The organism is Massilia sp. GCM10023247 (assembly GCF_042653325.1).
Taxonomy (GTDB): Bacteria; Pseudomonadota; Gammaproteobacteria; order Burkholderiales; family Burkholderiaceae_D; genus Telluria.
The window spans coordinates 39,621-61,805 of record NZ_JBHSIB010000024.1 but is presented as its reverse complement, the minus strand read 5'-3'; the positions used below and the strand labels follow the sequence as shown (position 1 = coordinate 61,805).

Below are 22,185 nucleotides of genomic sequence, written 5' to 3'. Positions count from 1 at the left end.
GAGTCCACCCTACGAGTCCACCCTGCGCCAATGGGCCGGCGACGCGGCGGCGCCAAAGCCAGTATCATCCTCAAACGAGCACAACCCGGGCTGCATGGCCGGGCTGCTGCATTTTCGGAATTGGCCGGGCGTTCCCGGCATTGGAGCAAGTATGGTTGTAGTAACGCATAGCGGCAAGTTCCACGCCGACGACGCCTGGGCGGTCGCCGTCCTCGATATCCTGTATCCCGGCTGCGAGATCGTGCGCACGCGCGACCCGGCCACCATCGAGGCGGCCGACTTCGCGATCGACGTCGGCGGTATCTGGGATCCCGCCGCCGGGCGCTTCGACCACCACCAGAAGGGCTTCGCGGGCGCACGCCAGAGCGGCGTGCCCTACGCCAGCGCGGGCCTGGTCTGGCGCGAGTTCGGGGCGCGCTGCGTCGCCGCCCTCGCCCTGGAGCACACCGGCCACCGGCTGGGCGAGGACACCGCCCAGCAGCTCGCCTATGCGATCGACGCCGACATCGTCCAGTACCTCGACCTGTCCGACGTGGGCGCGGCCAAGAACGCGCCGGGCGGCTATGGCCTGTCGGCCGTGGTGTCGGGCTTCAACCCGAACTGGCTCGACGAGCAGCGCATGGGCTATGGCGAGGCAAGCGAGGCTTACCGGCTGGCGCAGTTCCGCAAGGCGATGGCGCTGCTGGCCGAGATCATGGTCAATTCCGTGAAATACCGGGTCGGCGCCATGCTGGCGCTCGAGCAGGTGCGCGGGGCCGAGGTGCTGGAAGACGGCCGCCTGCTGTTCCTGAAAAATGCCGCGCTGCCCTGGACCACCGTCGTGCGCAAGGAGATGCCCAAGGTGCTGTTCGTGATCAGCCACAGCCTGGCCGAGCAGCGCTACCTGATCCACTCGGTGCCGGTCAGCCCCGACACCTTCGAGGCCAGGGCCGACCTGCCGGAACCATGGGCCGGGCTGCGCGACGCCGACCTGGCCCAGGTCACCGGCGTGCCGGATGCGACCTTCTGCCACAACGGCCGCTTCATCGCGGCCGCGAAGTCCTGGGAAGGCATCCGCGAGATGGCTCGCCAGGCGCTGCGCGCAGTCGAGGAAGCGGCCGCGCTGGACTGACCGGCGTTTGCGCCCTGCCGTGCCGCCCCTTGCCGGCGGCGGCGCCTGCCCGCCCTCCCTCTCACTCATCGGTTTCAACGCCCGTTCGCCCATGTTTTCGATCGTCCTCAACATCATCGGCTCGCTGATGCACTTCTATGTCGCGCACCGCCTCTACCGGGTGGAGCCGATCCGCGCCCGGATCCCGGCCGGCGCCTGGTGGACCGGCACGGTCCTCCTGTGGCTGGTCTACCTGGCCGGCGTGCAGCTCGGCGACGAAGCGCTCGACTGGCGCTGGTGGCCCGGCCAGTTCGCGCTGACCTGGCTCGGCATCCTGTTCGTGATGACCCTGTGCCTGCTGGTGGCCGACCTGGCGACCGGCTTCGGCCTGTGGTGGCGCGCCCGCGCCCCGCGCCTGCTCGGGCTGGGCGCGCTGGCCGGGGCCCTGCTCAGCGGCTTCGCCCTGTTCCAGGGCATGCGCGCCCCGGTCGCCAGCGAATACGAGGTCACGCTGCAGGACCTGCCGGCGGCGCTCGACGGCACCGTGCTCGTGATGCTGACCGACCTCCATCTCGGCGCCCAGCGACGGTCGGAGTGGATGGAACAGCGCGTCGCGCAGGTCAACGCACTGGCGCCCGCCGCCGTGGTGATGGTCGGCGACCTGGTCGAGGACGAGCCGGTCGGCGAGCCGCAGCTCGCGCACGTACTGCGCGGCTTCAAGGCGCCGCTCGGGGTCTGGGCCGCGACCGGCAACCACGAATACTACGGCGACGCCGACACCACGATCGCCGAGTTCGAGGCGGGCGGCGTGCGCTGGCTGCGCGACGCCGGCGTCGAACTCGCGCCTGGCCTGGTCCTGGCCGGCATCGACGACGTCGGCCGCGGCATGCGCAGCGGCGCCGACTACACCGGCGGACTGGCCCGCACGCTGCCCCGGCGGACCAACAGCGCCACCATCCTGCTGTCCCACATCCCGGCCGCCCCGATCATCGACGGCGCCGCCGCGCGCGGCGTCGACCTGATGCTGTCGGGCCACACGCACGGCGGCCAGATCTGGCCGTTCAGCTACCTGGTGCAACACCGCTTCCCGCGCATGGTGGGCGAGTACGAGGTGGGCGGCATGACGCTCGTGGTCAGCCGCGGCGCCGGCGGCTGGGGACCGCGCATGCGCCTGTGGCGGGCGGGGGAGATCGTCAAGCTGACCTTGCGGGCGCCGGGCAAGCGCTAGCATGCGCCGCGTGGCCTAAGCCGGGGTATCGAAGCTGCCGGCGTGGACGGTTAGCGCTTTCGCTGATCCCCGCCCGCATTGTCCTGCTGGCTCTGCCCCTCGGACTGTCCCGACTGGCGATTGCCGGCGCCGCCGCCGCTCTTGCCCATGCCCTCGAGGCCGGTCTGCAGCTGGCCGGAACCGGCAAAGCCCTGGGCGCCGGTATCGTCCTTGTCCGACCCGTCGGTGAGCAGGTCGTCGGTGCGCGTGGCCTGCTGGCCCTCGCCTTGCCGGTCGAGCTTGCCGCTGTCGCCGGTGCCGCCGACGCCCATCGAGCCGGCGCTGCTGGTGCCGTTTTTCGTGATCTGGTCCCAGGAGCGGCCTTGCGCGTCCTGCTTGTCGGTGGAAGTCGACATATCTATCTCCTCGGTCAATGTTGTCGGAAAGATGATAAAGACCTGGGCGCGGACGACAATAGGCACACGCCCGTCAGCCTTGTAGGAATCCGCGCAGGGGCGGCGAAAAAAAGGCGCTGTTCGCGTTAAGTGTGGAAATGCCGGGCGTCGCACGCCGGGCGTCGCACGCCGGACGTCGCACGCCGGGAGCCACGCCCTTAGCGGCATAGCCCAAGCGCCGCGCGCAGCAAGGCCTCGGGGGTGGCGATCCGCTGGCCGTCGAGCGCCCAGCGCCAGCCCAGGTAGTTGTCCAGGTAACGGCTGGCAACGCCCCGGAACGGCAGCAGCCAGCCGCGCAGCCAGCTGTGGTAGGCATTCACGTGTTGCACGCGGATCGCGCCGCGCACCCGGATCCCCGCCTGCAGGTCGATCGCCTCATGCGTGATGCCGGCGTGCCGGGCGAACGCCCCGTAGGCGGCGTGGGCGTCGGTGACGAGCAGCACGTCGCGCTCCAGCCGCGGCAGCAGGTGTTGCTGCAACTGCGCGCGCGTCAACGAGGCAATACAGGTGAGCAATTGCTTGAACGGGCGTGCTTGCATGGCGCCTCCGGCATCGTGGGTCCAGGTTGGACCTCAGCCGTATGCGAAAATTCCACACTTAACGCGAACAGCGCCGAAAAAAAAAAGGCGCCCGGATGGGCGCCCCGCTGTTGCTGAACGGCCTAGCGCTTGAAGTACAGCACCTTGCCGACCAGCTTGATGTCGCCTGCGCCCGTGACCATGTCTTCGCCGCCGGTGAAGGTCCCGCCGCCGCTGGCGCGCGCGAACTTGCCGGTGCCGCCGGTGACCTGGAAGGTCGCGCCGGAGAAGTTATAGCGCGCGCCTTCGCCGGTCGGCACGAACTGGCCGCTGTAGTTGGCGAAGATCTGGTCGCCCGAGGTGGTCAGGACGATGAACTTGCCGTCGCTGAAGTTGAACAGCGGGCCGACCGGCGTGATGCAGTCGGTGCCGATGAACACGACCTTGCCGCCCATCAGTTTGCTCTCGCCGCGGCCGCTGATGGTGCCGCCGAATTTCGACAGGCAGCGATTGGCCGGGCCGACTGCTTCCTGCAGCACGCCCTCGACTTCGATCGGTTCGACAACCCAGTCACCTGCCGAGGCGCCGGCCGAGGCAGCCAGCAACAGGGTAACGGCGGCTGGACGGGCAACTGCGCGCAGGATCGATTTAAACATGTCATTCTCCGGGGTTGTTAAAAATTTCATCGTACCAATTTAGCAAAATTTACCGCGCACACTCAGCAGCGCCTGTCTCTTGCAAGATACATTTCTGACAAGATATAGTTGATGCAGCCCTGTGCGACATCTATTGGACGAACGCACGATGGTGAGAAGGAGCGCGTAATAGCGTTGATTTATTTCTGTGACGGGGGAGAGCACGAGTCCACAACGTAAATAGCTCTTGTGAGTTCGCGATGGAAATGGGCGTACACTATGAATTGATGAACGTCTCCAAGAAATGTTTCAGCGAGGACTCTTCGCATCGGCCGTACCAGGCGATTACGCAGCGTCTTCATGCTCAACCTCCAAACGCAGAAAACTCGGCCGCAAGCGCAGATTCTGAGTGATGTTCCCCATACGTTTACGACACCCCGGCCAACCGGCGGGACTCGACAGCATGCGTTCAAGTTCCGCGTTGGAAAATGCCACATACACGTTTCATCACAGAAACGGTTATGATGTCACCATCCGGGACGACGTCGTACGTTATTACTCCCGCCACCCTGTTGCTACACATGACATTACGTCAATTTAACAGCTTTAAGTCCCTGTAAAATAGGTAAATAAATTAATTTTTCTGTCCATGTGCAAAATTGCTAAGCGCCAGGAGTCAACAATCGATGTGGCAAAGTGGATTCTTGACTCAAATTTCGGTAGCTACCCTGAGGGCGCTCGATCGAAGGATGCAATTTTCCCGCCGGACGAGATTGGCCTGGATATTATTATCCCCAAGCGTCGATATTTGTATAAACGTTCGGATAAACGCTATCCTGATCAATTCTGGGGAGAGGTGGCAGCATATCAGATCGGTTGCCTATTAAATGTAACGGTGCCGCCTGCATTCGCAGCAACGAATAGCGACCTTGGCGACTGTGGAGCTCTTATCGAGTGGTTTTACGAGGATGGAAAGGCCAACTTTAATCCTGGAGGCTCGTACATGCAAAAGCTGATGCCGGAGTTCGACAGAAAAAAGGGGGAACTGCATAATTTCCAATATATCGACATTCTTTGCCGTGCGTTCAGTCAAGCGCATGTGATTGAAGAGCCGTGGATCGAGGCATGGGCAGATCTTTTTTTATTCGATGCAATGATTGGCAACACGGATAGACATCAGGACAACTGGGGGCTGATTAGAAATAAAGGCCAGGCTCGATGGCGGCTGGCTCCTCTTTTCGACAACGGGACAAGCTTGGGGCATGAAAGATGGGAGAAGCATGTCCAAGCCTGGACGGAAAAAGATTACGTCAGATATATTACGAAGGGCAAGCACCACATTAGGTGGATGAGAGGCGATGAGTCTGGGTGCCCACACATCGAGTTGCTTGTGACGTTAGTTGCTTTTTACCCTCAAATCCGCAATCGGATGCTTGAAAAGCTTCTAAAATTTGACGTTACAGAGCTGGCAAGGATACTCGACGTTTACGAAGCCTTCGAAATTAGGGTACCGTTGACGAAATTCCGAAAAGATCTTTACATCCGATTAACTGACGTCCGGCGCAAGAAAATTCTGGCGGCATTACAATGAACACTCTTCAACATATTTATGAACCTTCTCGACTACTTTTGGTATGGCGGTGCGCTCCCAGTCGTGGCATCAGAAGTCGGCGTCTCGTCGCGCTCATCGAGAAAGACACTCACGGCGGCGAAGTTTGTTTGCGGTATCTGACTGAAACCGAAGATTATATAAGAGCGATCGAATCAGGATTTGAAGGTTACCCAGCGTTTGACTTGTACAATCCGGTTCATTGTAAAGGCGTTATCGATGCGTTTATGCGTCGACTCCCCCCTCGCAAAAGGGACGATTTCAAAGATTATCTGTTGCGCCACAGGCTACCGATTGACACGCCGATCCCGGACCTGTCGTTGTTAGCGTATACCAACGCAAAATTACCAAGTGACGGCTTTGAAGTTTACCCAGACTTATCCGATGCCTGCCCACCCTTTGATTTAATTATAGAGGTCGCGGGATTCCGGCATCAAAAGGATATCGACGTCAACGACATTTATCTGGGCGATCCCGTCGATTTCAAAGCAGAGCACGAAAATAGCCATGACCCGAATGCAGTTGGCATTTATTACAGCGGAGTTCGCATTGGCTTTGTGGATAGAGCACAGGCACCAAGTTTTAGAAAGTGGATGAGGCAAGGTTTCTCGGTAAAAGGGACGATAGAACGGATCAACGGGACGCGGGCACAGCCGGCCGTATACGTCTTTGTCGCGATTCGCTAATGGCTCTTCCGCCGATGACGCGAACGTGCTAAATTTGTAGCTCTTCTGTCAAATTAGGATAATTATGGCACTTACCAAAACTCAAGCACAAGATCGAGCGATGGAACTCGTTAAGGCTGGCCTTAGCGGTGGGATGATCAAGCTACAAGGTTCGCACGCTGGCGATTGGAACGGGCCACACCTCGCGGCAGACGTCGCATATCTGAACGGACTAATTAACGGCATATCGGAAAATTTACGCCAGAGAGAAAACGACTAATAAAGTCGGGCTCAAAACCCCGGCCGGAGTGTGGGCGTCTAGGACTTTTGCTTTGCACATGCGCGGCTATTCATCCACACTCCGCTACGTCGTTCATCTACTGTTGGGTACAGCGAGCACAACACCGCTCCGTTCGAAGCATCACCGAAATCATAATGCAAGCTGTGGGATAGCACTGTTTTCTTTTGTGTGGATGGAACTTTCCGTGAAGACGGATGGCCGTTGCGGCACACGTCTTACGCATACTGCTTGTTAGTGTGAGAATGCAGAGTAGCAGCGTATTTTCTCTAAGTTGAGGCTCTGGCGATCAACAGATGAGCGCTCTTTAGCTCCTGGCAAAGCTGCTGAAGATTATCTAGGGGTTCAAGCTGCGGAGTCAATGGTGCGTTACCAGAATGGACTTAACCATGCCGCGAAAAATCAAGATTGCCACCTATAACATCAACGGCATGGGCGCGCGCCTCGGCGCCCTGTTGCAGTGGCTGGAAGAAAAACAGCCCGATGTCGCGTGTTTGCAGGAATTGAAGTCGCCCCAGGAGCGTTTTCCCATTGCCGAGATCAATGCAGCCGGCTACGGCGCCATCTGGCAGGGGCAGAAGAGCTGGAACGGGGTGGCGATCCTGGCGCGCGGCAAGGATCCGGTGGAAGTCACGCGCGGCCTGCCGGGCGACGACAGCGACGAGCAGAGCCGCTACCTGGAAGCGGTGGTCGACGACCTGGTGGTCGCCTGCCTCTACCTGCCGAACGGGAACCCGGCGCCGGGGCCGAAGTTCGACTACAAGCTGGCCTGGTTCGAGCGCCTGATCGCGCGCGCCGCCCAATTGCTCGAAACCGGCGCGCCGGTGGTGATGGCGGGCGACTATAACGTGATGCCGACCGAGCGCGACGTCTACAAGCCGGAGCGCTGGCTGACCGACGCCCTGTTCCGCCCGGAATCGCGCGAGGCCTTCCACCGGCTGGTGGCCCAGGGCTGGCTTGACGCCTTGCGGGCCATGCATCCGGACGAGACGATCTACACCTTCTGGGATTATTTCCGCGATGCGTTTGGCCGCAATGCCGGGCTGCGCATCGACCATTTGCTGCTCAGTCCCGCGCTGGCCCCGGCCCTGCGCGCGGCCGGTGTCGACCGCGACGTGCGCGCGCGCGAGAAGCCGAGCGACCATGCGCCGACCTGGATCGAACTGGACATGGGCGCCGTCAGGAAACCTTGAGCGCCGGGGTCAGCGGCCGCTGCGGTCAGCCAGGAACTGCTGAGCGCGCGGATGGCTCGGGTTGGCGAAGAAGGCATCCGGGCTGCCCTGCTCGAGGATGCGTCCTTCGCTCATGAACCAGATGCGGTCGGCGACGTCGCGCGCAAACCCCATCTCGTGGGTGACGCAGACCATCGTCATGCCCTGCCCCGCCAGGCGGCGCATCACCTGCAGCACCTCGCCCACCATTTCCGGGTCGAGCGCGCTGGTCGGCTCGTCGAACAGCATGATGGGCGGACGCATCGCCAGCGCGCGGGCGATCGCCACGCGCTGCTGCTGGCCGCCCGACAATTCGTGCGGATAGGCGCCGGCCTTGTGCGCCAGCCCGACCCCGTCGAGCAGCTCCATGGCATAGGCTTGCGCATCAAGCCTGGTCGCCCGCTTCAGGTTGACCGGCGCCAGCATGCAGTTTTCCAGCGCCGTCAGGTGCGGGAACAGGTTAAAGCTCTGGAACACGAAGCCGATCCCGGCGCGCAGCGTGTTCACGTCCAGGCCGCGCGCATGGATGTCGCGCCCGGCGATGGCGATGCGGCCGCCGTCGATTTCTTCCAGCCGGTTCAGGGTGCGGATCAGGGTCGACTTGCCCGAGCCCGACGGCCCGCACACGACCACGACTTCGTTTTTGGCGACCTCGCCGGTCACGTCGACCAGGGCGTGATAGTCGCCATACCATTTGTTGACTTGTTCGAGGACGATCATGGGTCGCTCTTCTCTTTCAATACGAGCCGGCCGGGCGCCGGGCCATCCGGCGCTCCAGCCAGAATGCGAGGCGCGACAGGCCGAAGCACAGGACGAAATAGCTCAGCGCGAGGATCAGGTAGACCTCGACCGACTTGGTAAACACCAGGGTGTTGACCTGGGTGGCGATGAAGGACAGTTCCGACAGGCCGATGATGTAGCCGAGCGAGGTCGCCTTGATGGTCGCCACCAGCTGGCTCACCAGCGAGGGCAGCACATGGCGCAGCGCCTGCGGCAGCACCACCAGGCGCAAGGCCTGGAAGTAGCCCAGGCCGAGCGAGCGCGCGCTTTCGAGCTGGCCCTTGGGGAGCGAGCGGATGCCGGCCGCGACGATCTCGGCCAGGTAGACGGCGTCGAACAGCACCAGCACGATGAGCATGGTGGTGGCCTGGCCGGTCTTCACGCCGGTCACTGCCGGCAGGAAGAAATAGGCCCAGAAGACCACCAGCAGCAGCGGCACCGCGCGCACCACCTGCACCAGCGCGGCGGCCGGCCAGCGCAGCGCGCGGTAGGGACTGACGCGGGCGATCCCCAGCAACAGCCCGAGCGGCATGGCCAGCAGCAGCGCCGCGGCAGACAACAGGATGGTCAGCGACAGGCCGCCGAGCGGCCCGTTCGGATATTGGCCGACGAGGAAATACAGCCAGTAATCCTGGATCAGCTCAGTCATTCACACCTCTCATGGCAGCCTCAACTGGTGCGGACCGGGAAACGGCGCGCATACAGCGCCGCCACGGCGGAGATCAGCAGCGACACGGTCAGGTAGGCCAGCGTCGCAAACGTAAAGGCTTCGACACTGCGGAAGGTCGCCGTTTCGACGCGCGCCGCCTGGTACATCATTTCGGCCGCGCCGATCACGGTCGCCACGCTGGTGTCCTTCCACAGGTTGACCGTCTGCGACAGCAGCGGCGGCACCGAGATGCGGAAGGCTTGCGGCAGCAGCACCAGGCGCACGCTGGCGAAGCGCCCGAGGCCAAGCGAACGGGCTGCCTCCAGCTGGCTCGCCGGCACCGCGCGGATGCCGCTGCGGATGTCCTCGGCCATGTGCACGCCGCTGTAGAGCGACAGTGCGATGACGGCGCAGATCGCCTCCGGCTGGCTGTCGTAGAGCGCCAGCTTGAGCGGCTCCGGCAGCAGTTCGGGAAAGGCGAAATACCAGAACAGCAGGTGCGCCAGCAGCGGCACGTTGCGAACGCCCTCGACCACGGAGGCGCCGATCGCGCGCAGCAGGCTGGAACGCGCACTGCGCATGAGCGCCAGCAGCACGCCGAGCGGCAGCGCCAGCGCGAAGCTGGCGGCGGTCAGTTGCAGGGACAGGATGAGGCCCTGCACCAGCCAGTCTTGATACTGGCCGGACTGCAGGATGGCGGGATCGAACAAGGGTGTTGCCTGCTGTTAGATCTGGTCGGTATGGATGGTGAAGCCGCGCTTGGCGATGTTCGGACGGGTGCCCGGGCCATACCATTTATTGAACAGCGCATTCGCCGCGCCGCTCGCTTCGAGCTCGCGCAGGGTGGCGTCGACCACGGCTTTCAGGCCCTTTTCGCCCTTGCGCAGGCCGAGCGCGATCGATTCGCGGCCGATGCTGCCCGGCAGGATCGTGAAGTTCTTTGCCGCGGGGCCCAGCTTGCTGTAATCGGCCAGCAGCGAAGACTCGTCGTTGACGTAGGCGATGCCCTTGCCCTGTTGCAGGGCCTGGAAGGCTTGCTGGGTATTCTCGAATGTCACCACGTTTACGTTCGGCACGGCGGCGCGGATGTTGATCTCCTGGGTGCCCCCGCGCGCCGTCACGACCTTCTTGCCGGCCAGTTGCGGCAAGGCGGTGATGCCGCTGGACGCGCGCACCATGACCCGCGAGCCGGTGACGAAATGGGTGAGCGCGAAGTCGACCTGCGATTCGCGGTCCTTGTTGTGGGTCAGCGTGGCAGCGAGCACGTCGACATGGCCCTGCTGCAGTTCGGGGATGCGGGCCGCAACCGACATCTGGCGGAACACCGGCTTGACGCCGATCTTCTTCGCCACCGCCCTGGCGAGGTCGATTTCATAACCGACCAGTTCGCGCGTCTTCGGGTCGATGAAACTGTTCGGCTCGTCCGTGCCGAGCACGCCGAACACGATCTCGCCCTTCTTCTTGATGTCGGCCAGCTGGTCGGCGTGGGCCGCGCCGGCGGCGACGAACGAGGAAAGCGCGATGGCGCAGGCAAGGAAGGTGCGGCGGGTGCCCATGGTTTCTCCAGCTACTGAGTAAAAAGCCGATCAGTATAGGGCAAGCACCCGCCGCGGGGAACGATCAATTTCCCATATGAACATGTTGCTAAGGCATAAGCAGCGTGCGCCAGGCTTCGGCGCGCTGCCGGACCCATCAGTTGGTGCCGCCGCTGCCCGAGGCCGCGCCGCCGGCCGAGACCGAACCGCTCACCGTGCCCGACACCGGCACCTGCGTCGATGCCGCCTTGCCGGCGAGGCCGCGTGCAGCGCCGGCTGCGCCCCCTGCCGTCGCCGCGGCCGCCGAACGCGCGTTGCCGGCCGTGGCGCGTGCGTACTCGGCCGTGCGGCTGGCCTGGTTGCGGGCGGCGCCGACCGCCGGCGCGGCGGCCGCGCCGGCTTCGGCACGCGCGTTGCCTGCCAGTTCGCGCACCTGGCCGGCGCCCGGCTGCACGGCCACCGAGCCCGAAGCGCTGCCCTGCCCCTGCATCTCGGCGCCGGCGCCCGAGTGGCCGCCGGAGACGCTCACCGAGCGGCTCGCTCCTGCCTCGGCGCTGCCTGCCGCGCTGCCGCTGCCGGCCAACGGCGCCCCGCGCTGGAGGCTGCCGGCGAGGCCAGCACTGCCGTTGCCGGCAGCGCTGCCGCCGTCCTGGACCGGCGGGGACGTGCGGGCGACATTGCCGGCCAGGATACCTTGGGCATTGCCCGCTGCATTGCCCTCGCCGGCATGACGAGCGTTACCCGCCAGGGCGCCGGCCAGCGAACCCGCACCCGAGCCGGAGCCGCCTGCCTCGACCGAGCGGCCGCGCGGCAAGCCGGCCCCCAGGTCGCCGCCGCCGCTGCCTGCGCCATCGGCGCGGCCACGCAGCTCGCGGCCGGCGGACGTCAGGCCGCCCGTCAGGCCGCCCTGGGCGCCGGCTTCGCCGCGGGCGTCCATGCGGCTGCTGCGGCGTTCGACCTGGCGCGTCGCCTCCATCGCCGAGCCGCGGCCGCCCATCGCCTCCATCGCACCCATGCGGCCGCCGAAGCCGCCACCGCCGCCGACCATGCCGCCGACGGCGCCGCCCAGGCTGCCACCGCCGCCCAGCAGTTGGGCCTGGGCCGATACGGCGAAGCTCATGGACAGGGCGATGGCGACGTGGCGAACGATTTTCTTGGTTTTCATGGTGGTTTCTCCTGTAAGTGGCGCGCACGATATCGGCGCCGTTACATGGAAAACGAACGGGCTCGGCCGTTTCTTCCATCCATCCGAAAATATTTTCTGTTTTTCAGGAAGCTGCGCGGCCGGGCGCTGGCTTCGAAGCGTTCCCCCCTGCGGCCCGGGTTGACTCCAGGCTCGCGAGGCCTTTGGGAAGCCGATGAGCAAACTCGATCTGCCGAAGCCGACGCCGAAGCCGATCGATGTCGCCGTACCCTGAAACCAGAATCCCGGTCTGCCGCACGGAGCGTGACGTGCCCGGCTAGGGCTGGCTGGCCTGCGCCCAGCTGGCCGGCAAGGCCACCTCGACCACGGTCCCCTGGCCATCGGGCTTGCGGCGGATGGCGATGCTCGCGCCGTGCTGGTCGGCGATTTCCTTGACAATCGCCAGACCAAGGCCGTGACCGTTCGGTGGCGCACCGGGCAACCGATAGTAAGGCGTGAACAGCCTTCCGACCTCGCCGTCCGGGATTGGGACGCCGTCGTTTGCGACGGACAGCAGCACGCGTCCAGCGTGCCGCACGAAGCGCACGACGATCTCGCCCTGCGGCGCGCCATGCACGGAGGCGTTGTCGACCAGGTTCTGCAGGAGCCGGCGCAGCTGGGACGGCTCGCCCCGGACGCGACAATTCTCTTCCGCATCAAGGCTGATCGTTTGGCCCCTGCGTTCGAGCAAAGGATCGAGATCCCCGATGACATCGTGGCAAACATCGAGCAGCGATACCTCGCATAGCTCGTAGGCATCACTGCGGGCACTGATCCGGCTCAGGGTCAGCAGCTGCTCGGCCAGCTTGCTCGTACGCCGCGCCGCGGCCAGCGCAGAAACAAGCGCCTCGGCGCGTTCGGCTTCGGTTTGCGAGCGCAAAGCATTCTCTATATGCAGCTGCAATCCCGCGATCGGCGTGCGAATCTCATGGGCCGCGGCGTCGATGAAACGCTGCTCGCGCTCGAACGCAGCACGTATGCGGTCGAGCAACTCGTTCAAATCGCTGACGATCGGCGCCAGTTCGACCGGGGTTTCCGGCAAGCGCACCGGTTCGAGCGAATCGGGCGACCGCGCCGCGATGCGCGCCGCAAGCTCCTTCAGGGGCTGCATGCTCCGGATCAGCACGATATTCACGGCGGCCAGCATCAGCAGTCCGCCGACGATCATGGGTGCGATGATCGACCGGCCGACGTAATCTGCCATTTCGCGCCGCACCTCTTCCTTCTCGGCCGTGAGTATCCAGATGTTCCCGGAACGCAGGGCAAAGACCTCCCACAGCGTATTGCCGACGGTGTGGGCGCTGAAGCCCGGCCGCAGTGGCGCCAGGGATTCCCGCGGCGCGGCCGCCGACTTCGCCAGCAGCGCGCCATCGTCGCGCCACACCTGGAATGCGATCTTGGTTTCGTAGCGATGGCCAAAGGCCTCGTTCTCGGTCTCGCCTGCCGTCTCGAGCTCCGGCGGCAGCGCTATGATGATCGGCTGTGCGAGCGTCGCCGTCGCCAGTTGCTGCGCGACCAGCGCCTCCAGTACGCGTGCCGAGGTGGCCAGGCGGGCGCTGAACAGTTCTTCGGACTCGTGGCGCGCCACCAGGTGGGCCACCACGGCGATGCCGCCGAAGATCAGGATCATGCAGACCAGCGTGGCGGCCACCAGGCGCCGCCGGCCCGAATAGGTTCGCTCCGTCATGCGCCGACGTCGCCCAGGCGGTAGCCGACGCCGCGGATCGTCTTGACGACGGCCGGGGCGAGTTTGCGCCGCAGGTGGTGGACGTGGACGTCGATGGTGTTGCTTTCGGCTCCCTCGCCCCAGCCATACAGCGATTCCTCGAGCTGGGAGCGGCTGAAGACCCGCAGCGGATTGTCCGCCAACTGCTTGAGCAGGATGAATTCGAGCCGCTGGAGCTCGACCGGCTCACCGTGCCAGGATGCGCGCAGGCTGTCCAGGTCGAGCACGAGCGCGCCATGCTCGATGCGGTTCACCGGGCGCCCGCCGTGGCGGCGCGTGATGACCCGCAGGCGCGCCAGCAACTCGTCGAGTTCGAAGGGCTTGACGAGGTAGTCGTCGGCGCCGAGATCGAGTCCCTGGACACGGTCGCGCATCGCGTCCCGCGCCGACAGGATCAGGACCGGCAGGCTAGCGCCGCCGGCGCGCACCTGGCGCAGGACCTGCGTGCCGTCGATGCCGGGCAGGCCAAGGTCGAGAATGGCGAGGTCGAAGGCGTTGTCGCGCAACGCCGCCACCGCGGAGTTGCCGTCGCGCACGTGCTCGACCGTGTAGTGGGCACGGCGCAGCGCCACCAGCACGCCGCTGGCAAGCGACTCGTCGTCCTCGATTAGTAGCAGCCTCAAGGGCGCATTCCGTTTCGCATGTCGCTCATTTCCTTTGTTGGGATATCTTGTCCAGCAATTGCGCAATCTCGCCGCGCCGGCCCTCGTCGGCAAGCTTGCGTCCGGGACGCGCCGGCGCCTGCAGGGCCTTGCGCAGCGAGCGTTCAGCGCCGTCCAGGTCGCCCTTGCGGAACAGGTAATCGCCGTAGAAGAAGTTCGGGTCGATGCCGTCCGGATTGGCAGCCAGTCCCTTCTTCAGGAATTCCTGCGCCTTGGCGTCGTCCCCGAAGCCGATCGGCCAGCCGGGCACCTGGTAGTATAGCGAACCCAGGCTTGTGTAGGCGGAACCTGCCAACGCCGACGGATTGATCGCCAGCGCCTGCTCTAGATTCTTCTTCGCATCCTTCACGTACTTCAGCGCGCCCAGGCCGCCCTTCGCGCCGGCATAGGTCGACTCGATGATCGCATGCCAGATCAGCACGTCAGCGCTGTTCGGGTTGCGCGCCAGTACCTGCTCGCTTTCCACCACGAGGCGTTCGAATCCCTGCTCCTGCTTTGGCACAGGAGTTTGGTACTTGACCTGTTCCCAGCCCTGCTGCAGGTGGGCGACGTCCTCGTTGACGCCGGCCAGTGCCGGCAGGCTCATCACGGCGGCCACGGCCACTGCCGCGTACCATGCGAGTCGGTTTTTCATCTTTTTCTCCTTGATTAGCGGGTTAAATTGTTATCGGGGAAGGTATTTGCGAATTTGCCCCAGCTGCTTCCGGATCGCGCTCTCCGGGATTCTCGGCAGCAGCTTGTTAACGAATACAAAGAAGCGCTCGGAGCCGCCCAGGGTGTGCTCGGCTGCACTACCGCCCAGGAAGCGCATAAAGGCCTCGGCGACCGCCTCGGGCGTGTCTTCGTTGGTGCGCAGCTCCACGTTCATCCGGTTCACCGCCACGCTGTTGATCGAGGTACGCGTGGCACGCGGCGAAAAATGGCGTACCGTCACGTTGGTGTCGGCCAGCTCGCGCCGCAGCGACTGCGAGAAGCCCGCCAGGCCGGCCTTGGCGGCGCCATAAGCGGCAAAGCCGGGAAAGCCGAGCGAGCCAAACACGGAACCGATATTCACGACCTGGGCTGCCGGCGCCGCATGCAGCAGGGGCAGCAAAGCACGCGTCAGCAGCATCGGCGCGACCAGGTTGGTCTCGACCTGAGCGCGGATGGCTGCGGCAGGCTGGGTTTCGAAGGCGTGGAAGCTGCTGATGCCGGCGTTGTTGACCAGCAGGTTGATGCCGCCGTGGTCGTGCGCGCAGCTAGCGATCGCATCCAGCGTGGCCTGCTCGCACAGGTCGCCGCTGACGACCCGCACCGTGCATCCATGCAGCGCGCCGGCCAGCGCGTCGAGGGAGGTCCTGTTGCGTCCGACCAGGATGAGGAGCGTGCAACGCGCCGCCAGGCGTTCTGCGATCGCCGCGCCGATGCCGCCGCTGGCGCCGGTCAGGACGGCGCGGTAAGGGGTGTCGGTCTGTGCCATTTTCATGCCCCCGCGAACAGTTGTTCGCCGCGCGGCAGGCTGCGGAAGACGTTGCCGTATAGGCCGTACATCATGCGCGCCATGTGGATCACCGCCTCGCGGTCGGCTTCCTCCTCGAGTCGGTTCATCAGGCCTTCGAAGAACTTGACGTGGTCGAGGTCGAGGCTGCCGTGCGAGCTGAGGTAACTGAAGGCCTCCGGCGGCAGCGCCAGGGCCGAGCGCATGGTGTCGGCGGCGTGGGTCGCCAGCGCGGTGCTGGTGCCTTCCAGCACGTGTACCATGCCGAAGAAGGCGACCGGATTGCCGCGGTCGATCTGGTGATAGGCGTAGGCAACCATCAGCTCGGTGCTGGCATGGGGATGGGCCAGGCGCACCGCTTCGGCATCGCCGCCGCAGGCGCGGATGTCGGACAGGATCCATTCCTGATGGCCGACCTCCTCCTCGATGTACTCGGCGATGGCTTCGCGCAGCCATTCGTGACGGGCGTCGAGGCGGCTGCCGCAAGCCATCAGAAGCGGCACGGTATGCTTCACGTGGTGATAGGCCTGGCTGAGGAAGGCGATGTATTGTGAGATGACGACATTGCCCTGCAGCGCATCCTGGATGATTGGAATGGCAAACATTTCCTGGCGCTGCGGTTCGGTCGCCGCCTGCAGTTGATTGAAGAAATTCACGTAGTCGACTCCGGTTGGATAAAGAGGGATGCGATCTCGTTCGCATATAGGTGACGGATGGCCTCGCGCCTGAGGCGGCCATTCGGTGTGAGCAGGCCCTGGGCCGGCAGGAATGGGGCCACCGGATACCAGCGGCGGATCTGCGCGTAGTCCGGCAGCTGTGCGTTGGCGCGCTCGACCGCGGCCCGCAGCACGGCCGGGTCGAGGCCGGCACGCGCCGGCACGATCAGGGCGCCGAGGTAAGCTTGGGCTTCGCCGACGACCATGGCCTGCGCGATTGCGCCGGTGCTCGTCAGGGCCGCTTCCGGCCATTCGGGCGAGACGTTGCGGCCGAAGCCCGTGATCAGGATGTCTTTCTTGCGGCCGTCGATGAACAGGAAACCGTCCTCGTCGAGGTGGCCGAGGTCGCCGGTGGGCAGCCAGCCATTGTCCTGCTCGGCCGGTGCCTGGCCCAGGTAGCGCGCAGCGCGGGCTTGGACGAGGATCTCGCCGTCGGCGGCAATCGCCACGCGCCGGTGCGGCAGCGGCCGGCCCACGCTGCCCTCGCGCTGCGTCTGCGGCAGGTTCAGCGCCACTACCGACGCGCATTCGGACAAGCCATAGCCCTCGAACACAGGCAGGCCGCGCTCGCGGGCCGACGCGAGCAGCGGCGCCGCCACCTTGCCGCCGCCGACGGCCACAAACCGCAGGCTGCGCAGGCGCGCGTCGCCCGGTTTGGCCGCCGCAACCAGCGCCTGCAGCATCTGCGGCACCAGCGTGATGCTGTGCGCTTCATGGCGCGCGATCGCGTCGAGGCAGGTGTCGGGATCGAAGCCGCTGGCGCCGCGCATGCCGGTTTCGAGCAGCGGCGGGCAGATCGTCGTCGCGCCGCTCAGCAGCGCCGTATAGGGGCCGGCAATGTTCTCCAGCAGCACGGCGAAGGGCAGCAGGCACAGGTGGCGCCCGAGGCCAAGCGGGGCGACGCCCTCGCGCAGCGCAGCCGCCACCTCCCACTGCTGGGCGGTACTCAGGCAGACGCCCTTCGGCGCCGAGGTGGTGCCGGAGGTAAAGGTCAGTTTCTGCACGCCGTCCAGATGCACAGGGTCGAGCACGCGCGCCGTCTCGCACAGCGCGAGCACGCCGCCGCCGTCGATGCTGCGCTCGAAGCCGAGCGCCGTGCCCTGGGCCGGATCGGCACAGAACAGCGCGCCCATGCCGCTGCCGGCGATGATATGACCCCATTGCTCCGGCGTGAAGAACAGCGGCAAGGGTACCAGGGTCAGCCCCAGCAACTGGGTGGCGAGGTCGACGACCAGCCATTCCGGGGAGTTGTCCGCGAGGATGCCGACCGGGGCCGCGGGCCGGGACCGTGCCGACAATGCGGCGGCGACCCGTTCCACCCTCGCGCAGAGCGCGGCGCGGTCGAGCGCCTGGCGTCCGTCAGTCAGCAGGGTGATGTGTGCGGGCAGCGAGTCGAGCAAGTTCTGAATAACCATAGTGGATGTCGCCAAACATGACGTGAGGTTGGGTGTCGTAGTAGCTGCCCCAGTTGCGCCCGCCATCGGGCAGGCGCGCTGGATCGGCGCGGGTGAGTTCCTGGGGGCGCAGACGCAGCCGGCCAAAGGAATTGAGCAGGCTGGTCGTGGCCGTGAAAGTCACGAACCGCAGCCCCATCCGCTCCAGCAGCATGGTGGTCCCGACGATCAGGGCGCGTGCCGCGCCCGAGTGGTTCGCGGCGAGGTTGCCGACCTCGACGACCTGGCGTCGGTCCACCTGCTCACCGAAGCGCCGGCCGATCTCGAGCTCGATTGGCTCGTCGAGATAGTGCTCGACGAAAAACCGTGCGGGACCACCGATGGAATAGCCGAGTGCGGCCGTCCAGGCCCCGAGCGAATCGCGCACCCCGACCAGGGTGTCGCTGAAGTGGTCGATCCGGGCACCGTAATTCTTGAGGAACGTCGCCGCAATGAATGCTTCGAGCGCTTCCCGTCCAGCGGCGCCACGCTCGAATTGCTCAAGTGGCCCGCGCGGCGGGCGGGGCACCCGCGGATTCCCGACTGCGACCTCCATGGGTTCTGCAAGGTTCATCATGTTCACTGCCTGTCGTGGTCGTTTGTTTCAACGGCTCGAGACTATGCAGGGAAGATTAAGTGCAGATTAACCACGCGAAAACTAAGCCGTATTAAATAGGAACGGTCGAATGCCATATGGCGTCGAAGCGACCTGGAGAGTATCGCCGTGTCGCAGGTCCGGAAGTCCCCTTGAGAGCGACGACTACGACATCAATGTTGGTGTTGATTTCCGAGCTCGGTTCCTTGTTGACACCAACCGAGAACAAATGCCATGTGCGGCGGCGACTGGACATGGATACGCCTTCGCTTATCGTCGCGAACGTAACCGATTGGTTCAGGGAGCGGGCACGGCTGAGTGATGCTGCAGATTTGGCAGAGGTGGACCCGCAAAAGGCGACTCTTCAAAAAGGTCAGGAGCGCTCGATAGCCCCTGAGTCGATTGTCCGGCGTTGTGGCCATTCCTTACGGGCACGGTCGCCGCCTAACGAAATCGCGCAGGATCGACCCGCAGCGCCGCCCCCACCACGCCGTGGCCGAGCGCATTGCTGACGGCATTGGCATCGGCGCGCACCGCCTGCCGTGCCAGCGCGGCCAGTGCCCGCTGCGCGCCCTCGCGGTCCGGCCGCGGCAGCGCCGGAGCCAGCAGGGCAGCGACCAGCGGCGCCGCGAACGAGGTGCCGCGCACCTGGCGGTAGGGCGGCGCGCCGGGCGCCGCGCTCACCATCTGGCTGCCGGGGGCGGCGAACATGACTTGCGGGCCGCGCGCCGCTTCCGGCAAGGGCCGCCCCTGGCGGTCGACCCCGCTGACCCCGACCACGCCCGGATAGCTGGCCGGGTACAGCGGCGGCGCGGCCGGGCCGTCGTTGCCGACCGCCGCCACCAGCAAATGGCCGCGCGCGACCATCGCCGCCACCACCCGGCCGAGCGTGGCGTTGTCCGGGCCGACCAGGCTCAGGTTGACGACGCCGACGCTCTGCTTCGACATCCAGGCCAGGGCGGCGGCGATCTTGTCGGCCGAGCCGCCGGTCGGGCTGTCGCAGTAGATATCGGCGGCGTACAGCCGGGTGCCGGGCGCGGCGCCGCGGAAGCGCTCGGCGCGCCCGACCATCAAGGCGGCCACCGCCGTGCCGTGCGGCGCCGGGTGCAGCTTGCCGTTGCAGCCGAACTGTTCGATGCGGGCGCCGTCGAACACCGGGTGCGCGGCGTCCACGCCGCTGTCGATCAGGCCGACCACGCCCGGGGCCGCCGTGCCGGCCTTGCCGCTGCCCGTCTGGTCCGCGCCCTCCAGCGGCGCCAGCGCGCCGCCGCCCATATATACATGGTTGAAATCGAACGAGGCCTGCGGGTCGAGTGCGCGCAGGCGCGCCAGCGCCTCGGCGGTCGACATGCCGGCTGGGGCGCGCAGCACCACCAGCGACTCGCCGAGCTCCTCGAAGGCCTGCTCGCGCACCAGCTCGAAGCCGAGCCGGGCCGCCTCGCGCAGCACGGCGGGCGGCGGCGAGGTGGCGAGCAGCTCGCGGCGCACCACCGGTTCGCCGCGCGGATCGGCTTCGAGCAGGTCGCGGTGGCGGCGCAGCAGTTCGCTCACCTGTCCCAGGCGCAAGCCTTTGATCTCGCCCGGCACGGCGCGGTCGAGCAGGCGCTCGGCCGGGCGCACCAGGCTGTCCAGGCCAGGCTGGCCCAGGGTTTGCGGCAGGTTCAGGCGCGGCAGGCCGAGCTGCGCCTGGGCGGCGCCGGCACTGCACAGGACACAGGCGAGCGCAAGCTGCAGCAGGCGCCGGGAAAGAGGTCGGCAGGGTTTCATGCTCAGGATCATAGAGGATGGAAATATGAATTCGGGAACTATATTGAGAAAAACGATTGGCAGATGGAATAAAATCCCTGTCGCCGACGTTTACCTGATGTGACCACCACCGCACCCATGCTTGCCAACGAACTTGCCGCCCTGCTGCCCCGGATGCGCCGCTTCGCCCGCTCCCTCACCTTCCACCGGGAAGATGCCGACGACCTGGTGCAGGTGGCGATGGAGCGTGCCCTCGACCGTTCTGAGCAATATAACGAAGGCACGCGCCTGGACAGCTGGCTGTTTCGCATCATCCGCAATGCCTGGATCGACGAAGTGCGCAGCCGGGTGCGGCGCGACACGCTGTTCGCCCCCGAGGAAGAAGGCGAGCACGTCGGCTACGACAGCACGGCGGCGCACCAGCAGCGCATGGCCGTGCAAAAGGCGATGAGCCTGCTGTCCGAGGAGCACCGCATCGTGGTCGCGCTGGTGCTGGTCGACGGCTTGCCGTACAAGGAAGCGGCCGAGGTGCTGGAGATTCCGATCGGCACGCTCACCAGCCGCCTGGCGCGGGCGCGCGAGGCACTACAGAAACTGTTGCATGACGACGCATTGACCGCATCGAGGACCGCATCGAGGACCGAACCATGAGCTTTTCCGACGAAACCCTGATGGCCTATGCCGACGGCGAACTGGGCGAACCCGAGCGCAGTGCCGTCGAGGCCGCCGAGCGCGCCGACCCCGCCGTCGCCGCGGCCATCGCACGCCACCGGGCACTGCGCACCGACGTGTTTGCCGCCTTCGCGGGCGTGCTCGACGAACCGGTGCCGGCGCGCCTGCAGCCGGCCGCCGCGGGCGCTGCCGGCCCTGCCGGCAATGAAAGCCGGCGGACAGGCACCATCGCCTCGCTCGACGCCGCGCGCGAGCGCAAGGCCAGGGCGCGCGAAGCGGCCTCCGCCAGCGCAGCCGGCGCCGCCAGCGATCAGCAACGCCGCTGGCCGCGCTGGGGTGCGCTGGCGGCCTCGCTGGCGGTGGGCGTGCTGGCCGGCAGCCTGTGGCTGGGCGGCGGCGCCGGAAGCGAGGGCAGCGGCCTGGTCGCGACCGACGCCAGCGGACGCCTGGTCGCGCGCGGCGCACTGGCCGGCGCCCTCTCCCAGCAATTGGCGGGCAGCGCCCAGGCCGGCAAGCCGGTCCAGATCGGGGTCAGCTTCGCCGCCCGCGACGGCAGCTATTGCCGCAGCTTCAGCACCGCCGCCAGCGCCGGCCTGGCCTGCCGCGACGGCGACGCCTGGCGCATCCCGGTGCTGCGCGAGGCCGCGGCCGACAGCCAGGCCTACCGCCAGGCCGGCAGCGCGGCGCCGGTGGCCGTGCTCGATGCGATCGACGAGCGGATCGAGGGCGCGGCGCTCGACGCCGCGGCCGAACGGGCGGCGCGCGACCGCGGCTGGAAGCGCTGATGATTTCCTGGCGGGATCGACGACGGACGGATTCCCGCAGGGCACGGGCCGAGCCACCGCCGCGCGCTGTCTGCTATACAATCTTTTTTCGCATGGCGCCCATTGTCGGCGGCGCCAGCATTGAACAGGGAGAAAGCATGTCGGGCTATAGCATCAATATCGAACAAAAAACCCTTGCGGGAAACAACTTCCGGGAAGTCCTGTACACCACCAAGCGCAGCCAGCTGGTCATCATGACGCTGCAGCCGGGCGAGGAAATCGGCCTCGAGCACCACGACGGCCACGACCAGTTCATCCGCGTCGAAGAAGGCGAAGGCGTGGCCATCCTCGACGGCGAACGGCACGCGCTGGAAGACGGCACCGCGGTCGTGATCCCGGCCGGCGCCGAGCACAACGTGATCAACACCTCGACCACGGCGCCGCTTCGCCTGTACACGCTCTACACCCCGCCCGAGCACCCGGACGGCATCGTGCACGCGACCAAGGCCGAGGCCGACGAGTACGAAAAGCAGCACGGCCATTAATCGGCAGCGCAAGC

At 65.7% G+C, this 22,185-nt stretch carries 23 protein-coding genes and 1 pseudogene; 8 read left to right on the top strand and 16 right to left on the bottom strand.

Annotated features, from left to right (window positions below; genetic code table 11):
• The first annotated feature begins 151 nt into the window (after positions 1 to 151).
• On the top strand, positions 152 to 1,111 hold the full coding sequence (locus ACFPAH_RS19490) for an MYG1 family protein (RefSeq protein ID WP_379748623.1): 960 nt from the start codon (positions 152 to 154) through the stop codon (positions 1,109 to 1,111).
• 91 nt (positions 1,112 to 1,202) lie between these two features.
• A complete protein-coding gene (locus ACFPAH_RS19485) occupies positions 1,203 to 2,318 on the top strand; it encodes a metallophosphoesterase (RefSeq protein ID WP_379748621.1) in 1,116 nt (371 codons plus the stop codon).
• 50 nt (positions 2,319 to 2,368) lie between these two features.
• Here the strand turns inward: ACFPAH_RS19485 and ACFPAH_RS19480 are convergent, their stop codons facing one another.
• From ACFPAH_RS19480 to ACFPAH_RS19470, 3 genes and pseudogenes are all read right to left on the bottom strand, one after another.
• Complete coding sequence (locus tag ACFPAH_RS19480; RefSeq protein WP_379748619.1) at positions 2,369 to 2,713, bottom strand: hypothetical protein; 345 nt, start codon at positions 2,711 to 2,713, stop codon at positions 2,369 to 2,371.
• Positions 2,714 to 2,910: 197 nt separating this feature from the next.
• Positions 2,911 to 3,264, bottom strand: a pseudogene (locus ACFPAH_RS19475) (IS1595 family transposase); the annotation flags it as partial.
• Positions 3,265 to 3,413: 149 nt separating this feature from the next.
• Positions 3,414 to 3,926, bottom strand: coding sequence for a hypothetical protein (locus ACFPAH_RS19470; RefSeq protein WP_379748617.1), 513 nt, complete (start codon positions 3,924 to 3,926; stop codon positions 3,414 to 3,416).
• A 667-nt stretch (positions 3,927 to 4,593) separates the two neighbouring features.
• Here ACFPAH_RS19470 and ACFPAH_RS19465 point away from each other — a divergent pair.
• From ACFPAH_RS19465 to xth, 3 genes are all read left to right on the top strand, one after another.
• A complete protein-coding gene (locus ACFPAH_RS19465; protein ID WP_379748615.1) occupies positions 4,594 to 5,496 on the top strand; it encodes a HipA domain-containing protein in 903 nt (300 codons plus the stop codon).
• On the top strand, positions 5,493 to 6,200 hold the full coding sequence (locus ACFPAH_RS19460) for an HIRAN domain-containing protein (RefSeq protein ID WP_379748613.1): 708 nt from the start codon (positions 5,493 to 5,495) through the stop codon (positions 6,198 to 6,200). Before ACFPAH_RS19465 ends, ACFPAH_RS19460 begins: the two co-directional genes overlap by 4 nt.
• A 666-nt stretch (positions 6,201 to 6,866) precedes the next feature.
• Positions 6,867 to 7,670 (top strand): exodeoxyribonuclease III, encoded by an 804-nt coding sequence (gene xth / locus ACFPAH_RS19455; protein ID WP_379748611.1) that lies wholly within the window; start codon positions 6,867 to 6,869, stop codon positions 7,668 to 7,670.
• Between the two features lie 9 nt (positions 7,671 to 7,679).
• On the opposite strand, the gene ACFPAH_RS19450 is transcribed toward xth, so the two are convergent.
• The 13 genes from ACFPAH_RS19450 to ACFPAH_RS19390 all read right to left on the bottom strand — a co-directional run bounded on the left by ACFPAH_RS19450 (position 7,680) and on the right by ACFPAH_RS19390 (position 20,211).
• On the bottom strand, positions 7,680 to 8,408 hold the full coding sequence (locus tag ACFPAH_RS19450) for an amino acid ABC transporter ATP-binding protein (protein WP_379748608.1): 729 nt from the start codon (positions 8,406 to 8,408) through the stop codon (positions 7,680 to 7,682).
• Positions 8,409 to 8,424: 16 nt separating this feature from the next.
• On the bottom strand, positions 8,425 to 9,117 hold the full coding sequence (locus tag ACFPAH_RS19445; RefSeq protein WP_379748606.1) for an amino acid ABC transporter permease: 693 nt from the start codon (positions 9,115 to 9,117) through the stop codon (positions 8,425 to 8,427).
• Positions 9,118 to 9,137: 20 nt separating this feature from the next.
• Complete coding sequence (locus ACFPAH_RS19440; RefSeq protein ID WP_379748604.1) at positions 9,138 to 9,827, bottom strand: amino acid ABC transporter permease; 690 nt, start codon at positions 9,825 to 9,827, stop codon at positions 9,138 to 9,140.
• Positions 9,828 to 9,842: 15 nt separating this feature from the next.
• Positions 9,843 to 10,673 (bottom strand): ABC transporter substrate-binding protein, encoded by an 831-nt coding sequence (locus tag ACFPAH_RS19435; protein WP_379748602.1) that lies wholly within the window; start codon positions 10,671 to 10,673, stop codon positions 9,843 to 9,845.
• 136 nt (positions 10,674 to 10,809) lie between these two features.
• The gene (locus ACFPAH_RS19430) at positions 10,810 to 11,817 is read right to left on the bottom strand and encodes a hypothetical protein (RefSeq protein ID WP_379748600.1); all 1,008 of its coding nucleotides are present in this window, start codon (positions 11,815 to 11,817) and stop codon (positions 10,810 to 10,812) included.
• Between the two features lie 295 nt (positions 11,818 to 12,112).
• Complete coding sequence (locus tag ACFPAH_RS19425; RefSeq protein ID WP_379748598.1) at positions 12,113 to 13,522, bottom strand: sensor histidine kinase; 1,410 nt, start codon at positions 13,520 to 13,522, stop codon at positions 12,113 to 12,115.
• Positions 13,519 to 14,184: a response regulator transcription factor gene (locus ACFPAH_RS19420; protein ID WP_379748596.1), complete on the bottom strand. Its 666-nt coding sequence runs from the start codon at positions 14,182 to 14,184 to the stop codon at positions 13,519 to 13,521. The genes ACFPAH_RS19425 and ACFPAH_RS19420 overlap by 4 nt, the downstream gene beginning before the upstream one ends.
• Before the next feature lie 25 nt (positions 14,185 to 14,209).
• The gene (locus ACFPAH_RS19415; protein WP_379748594.1) at positions 14,210 to 14,857 is read right to left on the bottom strand and encodes a hypothetical protein; all 648 of its coding nucleotides are present in this window, start codon (positions 14,855 to 14,857) and stop codon (positions 14,210 to 14,212) included.
• A 30-nt stretch (positions 14,858 to 14,887) separates the two neighbouring features.
• Complete coding sequence (locus ACFPAH_RS19410) at positions 14,888 to 15,682, bottom strand: SDR family oxidoreductase (RefSeq protein WP_379748592.1); 795 nt, start codon at positions 15,680 to 15,682, stop codon at positions 14,888 to 14,890.
• A 2-nt stretch (positions 15,683 to 15,684) separates the two neighbouring features.
• The gene (locus tag ACFPAH_RS19405; protein ID WP_379748590.1) at positions 15,685 to 16,356 is read right to left on the bottom strand and encodes a TenA family transcriptional regulator; all 672 of its coding nucleotides are present in this window, start codon (positions 16,354 to 16,356) and stop codon (positions 15,685 to 15,687) included.
• Positions 16,353 to 17,831: an AMP-binding protein gene (locus ACFPAH_RS19400; protein WP_379748588.1), complete on the bottom strand. Its 1,479-nt coding sequence runs from the start codon at positions 17,829 to 17,831 to the stop codon at positions 16,353 to 16,355. The genes ACFPAH_RS19405 and ACFPAH_RS19400 overlap by 4 nt, the downstream gene beginning before the upstream one ends.
• A complete protein-coding gene (locus ACFPAH_RS19395; protein WP_379748586.1) occupies positions 17,776 to 18,426 on the bottom strand; it encodes a thermostable hemolysin in 651 nt (216 codons plus the stop codon). Before ACFPAH_RS19395 ends, ACFPAH_RS19400 begins: the two co-directional genes overlap by 56 nt.
• A gap of 462 nt (positions 18,427 to 18,888) precedes the next feature.
• On the bottom strand, positions 18,889 to 20,211 hold the full coding sequence (locus tag ACFPAH_RS19390) for a S8 family serine peptidase (protein WP_379748584.1): 1,323 nt from the start codon (positions 20,209 to 20,211) through the stop codon (positions 18,889 to 18,891).
• Between the two features lie 117 nt (positions 20,212 to 20,328).
• On the opposite strand from ACFPAH_RS19390, the gene ACFPAH_RS19385 reads away from it, so the two are divergent.
• The 3 genes from ACFPAH_RS19385 (at position 20,329) to ACFPAH_RS19375 (ending at position 22,171) form a co-directional block, all read left to right on the top strand.
• The gene (locus tag ACFPAH_RS19385; protein WP_379748582.1) at positions 20,329 to 20,841 is read left to right on the top strand and encodes an RNA polymerase sigma factor; all 513 of its coding nucleotides are present in this window, start codon (positions 20,329 to 20,331) and stop codon (positions 20,839 to 20,841) included.
• Positions 20,838 to 21,647 (top strand): hypothetical protein, encoded by an 810-nt coding sequence (locus ACFPAH_RS19380; protein ID WP_379748580.1) that lies wholly within the window; start codon positions 20,838 to 20,840, stop codon positions 21,645 to 21,647. The genes ACFPAH_RS19385 and ACFPAH_RS19380 overlap by 4 nt, the downstream gene beginning before the upstream one ends.
• Before the next feature lie 137 nt (positions 21,648 to 21,784).
• Positions 21,785 to 22,171: a cupin domain-containing protein gene (locus tag ACFPAH_RS19375; protein WP_379748578.1), complete on the top strand. Its 387-nt coding sequence runs from the start codon at positions 21,785 to 21,787 to the stop codon at positions 22,169 to 22,171.
• The last annotated feature ends 14 nt before the right edge of the window (positions 22,172 to 22,185 follow it).

Bases quoted from the DNA above. Each gene is read 5' to 3' on its own strand.
- xth (WP_379748611.1), top strand. From the start codon at position 6,867: ATGCCGCGAAAAATCAAGATTGCCACCTATAACATCAACGGCATGGGC.
- ACFPAH_RS19435 (WP_379748602.1), bottom strand. From the start codon at position 10,673: ATGGGCACCCGCCGCACCTTCCTTGCCTGCGCCATCGCGCTTTCCTCG.
- ACFPAH_RS19445 (WP_379748606.1), bottom strand. From the start codon at position 9,117: ATGACTGAGCTGATCCAGGATTACTGGCTGTATTTCCTCGTCGGCCAA.
- ACFPAH_RS19450 (WP_379748608.1), bottom strand. From the start codon at position 8,408: ATGATCGTCCTCGAACAAGTCAACAAATGGTATGGCGACTATCACGCC.
- ACFPAH_RS19425 (WP_379748598.1), bottom strand. From the start codon at position 13,522: ATGACGGAGCGAACCTATTCGGGCCGGCGGCGCCTGGTGGCCGCCACG.
- ACFPAH_RS19490 (WP_379748623.1), top strand. From the start codon at position 152: ATGGTTGTAGTAACGCATAGCGGCAAGTTCCACGCCGACGACGCCTGG.
- ACFPAH_RS19485 (WP_379748621.1), top strand. From the start codon at position 1,203: ATGTTTTCGATCGTCCTCAACATCATCGGCTCGCTGATGCACTTCTAT.
- ACFPAH_RS19415 (WP_379748594.1), bottom strand. From the start codon at position 14,857: ATGAAAAACCGACTCGCATGGTACGCGGCAGTGGCCGTGGCCGCCGTG.
- ACFPAH_RS19400 (WP_379748588.1), bottom strand. From the start codon at position 17,831: ATGGTTATTCAGAACTTGCTCGACTCGCTGCCCGCACACATCACCCTG.
- ACFPAH_RS19410 (WP_379748592.1), bottom strand. From the start codon at position 15,682: ATGGCACAGACCGACACCCCTTACCGCGCCGTCCTGACCGGCGCCAGC.
- ACFPAH_RS19375 (WP_379748578.1), top strand. From the start codon at position 21,785: ATGTCGGGCTATAGCATCAATATCGAACAAAAAACCCTTGCGGGAAAC.
- ACFPAH_RS19395 (WP_379748586.1), bottom strand. From the start codon at position 18,426: ATGATGAACCTTGCAGAACCCATGGAGGTCGCAGTCGGGAATCCGCGG.
- ACFPAH_RS19390 (WP_379748584.1), bottom strand. From the start codon at position 20,211: ATGAAACCCTGCCGACCTCTTTCCCGGCGCCTGCTGCAGCTTGCGCTC.
- ACFPAH_RS19460 (WP_379748613.1), top strand. From the start codon at position 5,493: ATGAACACTCTTCAACATATTTATGAACCTTCTCGACTACTTTTGGTA.
- ACFPAH_RS19380 (WP_379748580.1), top strand. From the start codon at position 20,838: ATGAGCTTTTCCGACGAAACCCTGATGGCCTATGCCGACGGCGAACTG.
- ACFPAH_RS19480 (WP_379748619.1), bottom strand. From the start codon at position 2,713: ATGTCGACTTCCACCGACAAGCAGGACGCGCAAGGCCGCTCCTGGGAC.
- ACFPAH_RS19430 (WP_379748600.1), bottom strand. From the start codon at position 11,817: ATGAAAACCAAGAAAATCGTTCGCCACGTCGCCATCGCCCTGTCCATG.
- ACFPAH_RS19385 (WP_379748582.1), top strand. From the start codon at position 20,329: ATGCTTGCCAACGAACTTGCCGCCCTGCTGCCCCGGATGCGCCGCTTC.
- ACFPAH_RS19470 (WP_379748617.1), bottom strand. From the start codon at position 3,926: ATGTTTAAATCGATCCTGCGCGCAGTTGCCCGTCCAGCCGCCGTTACC.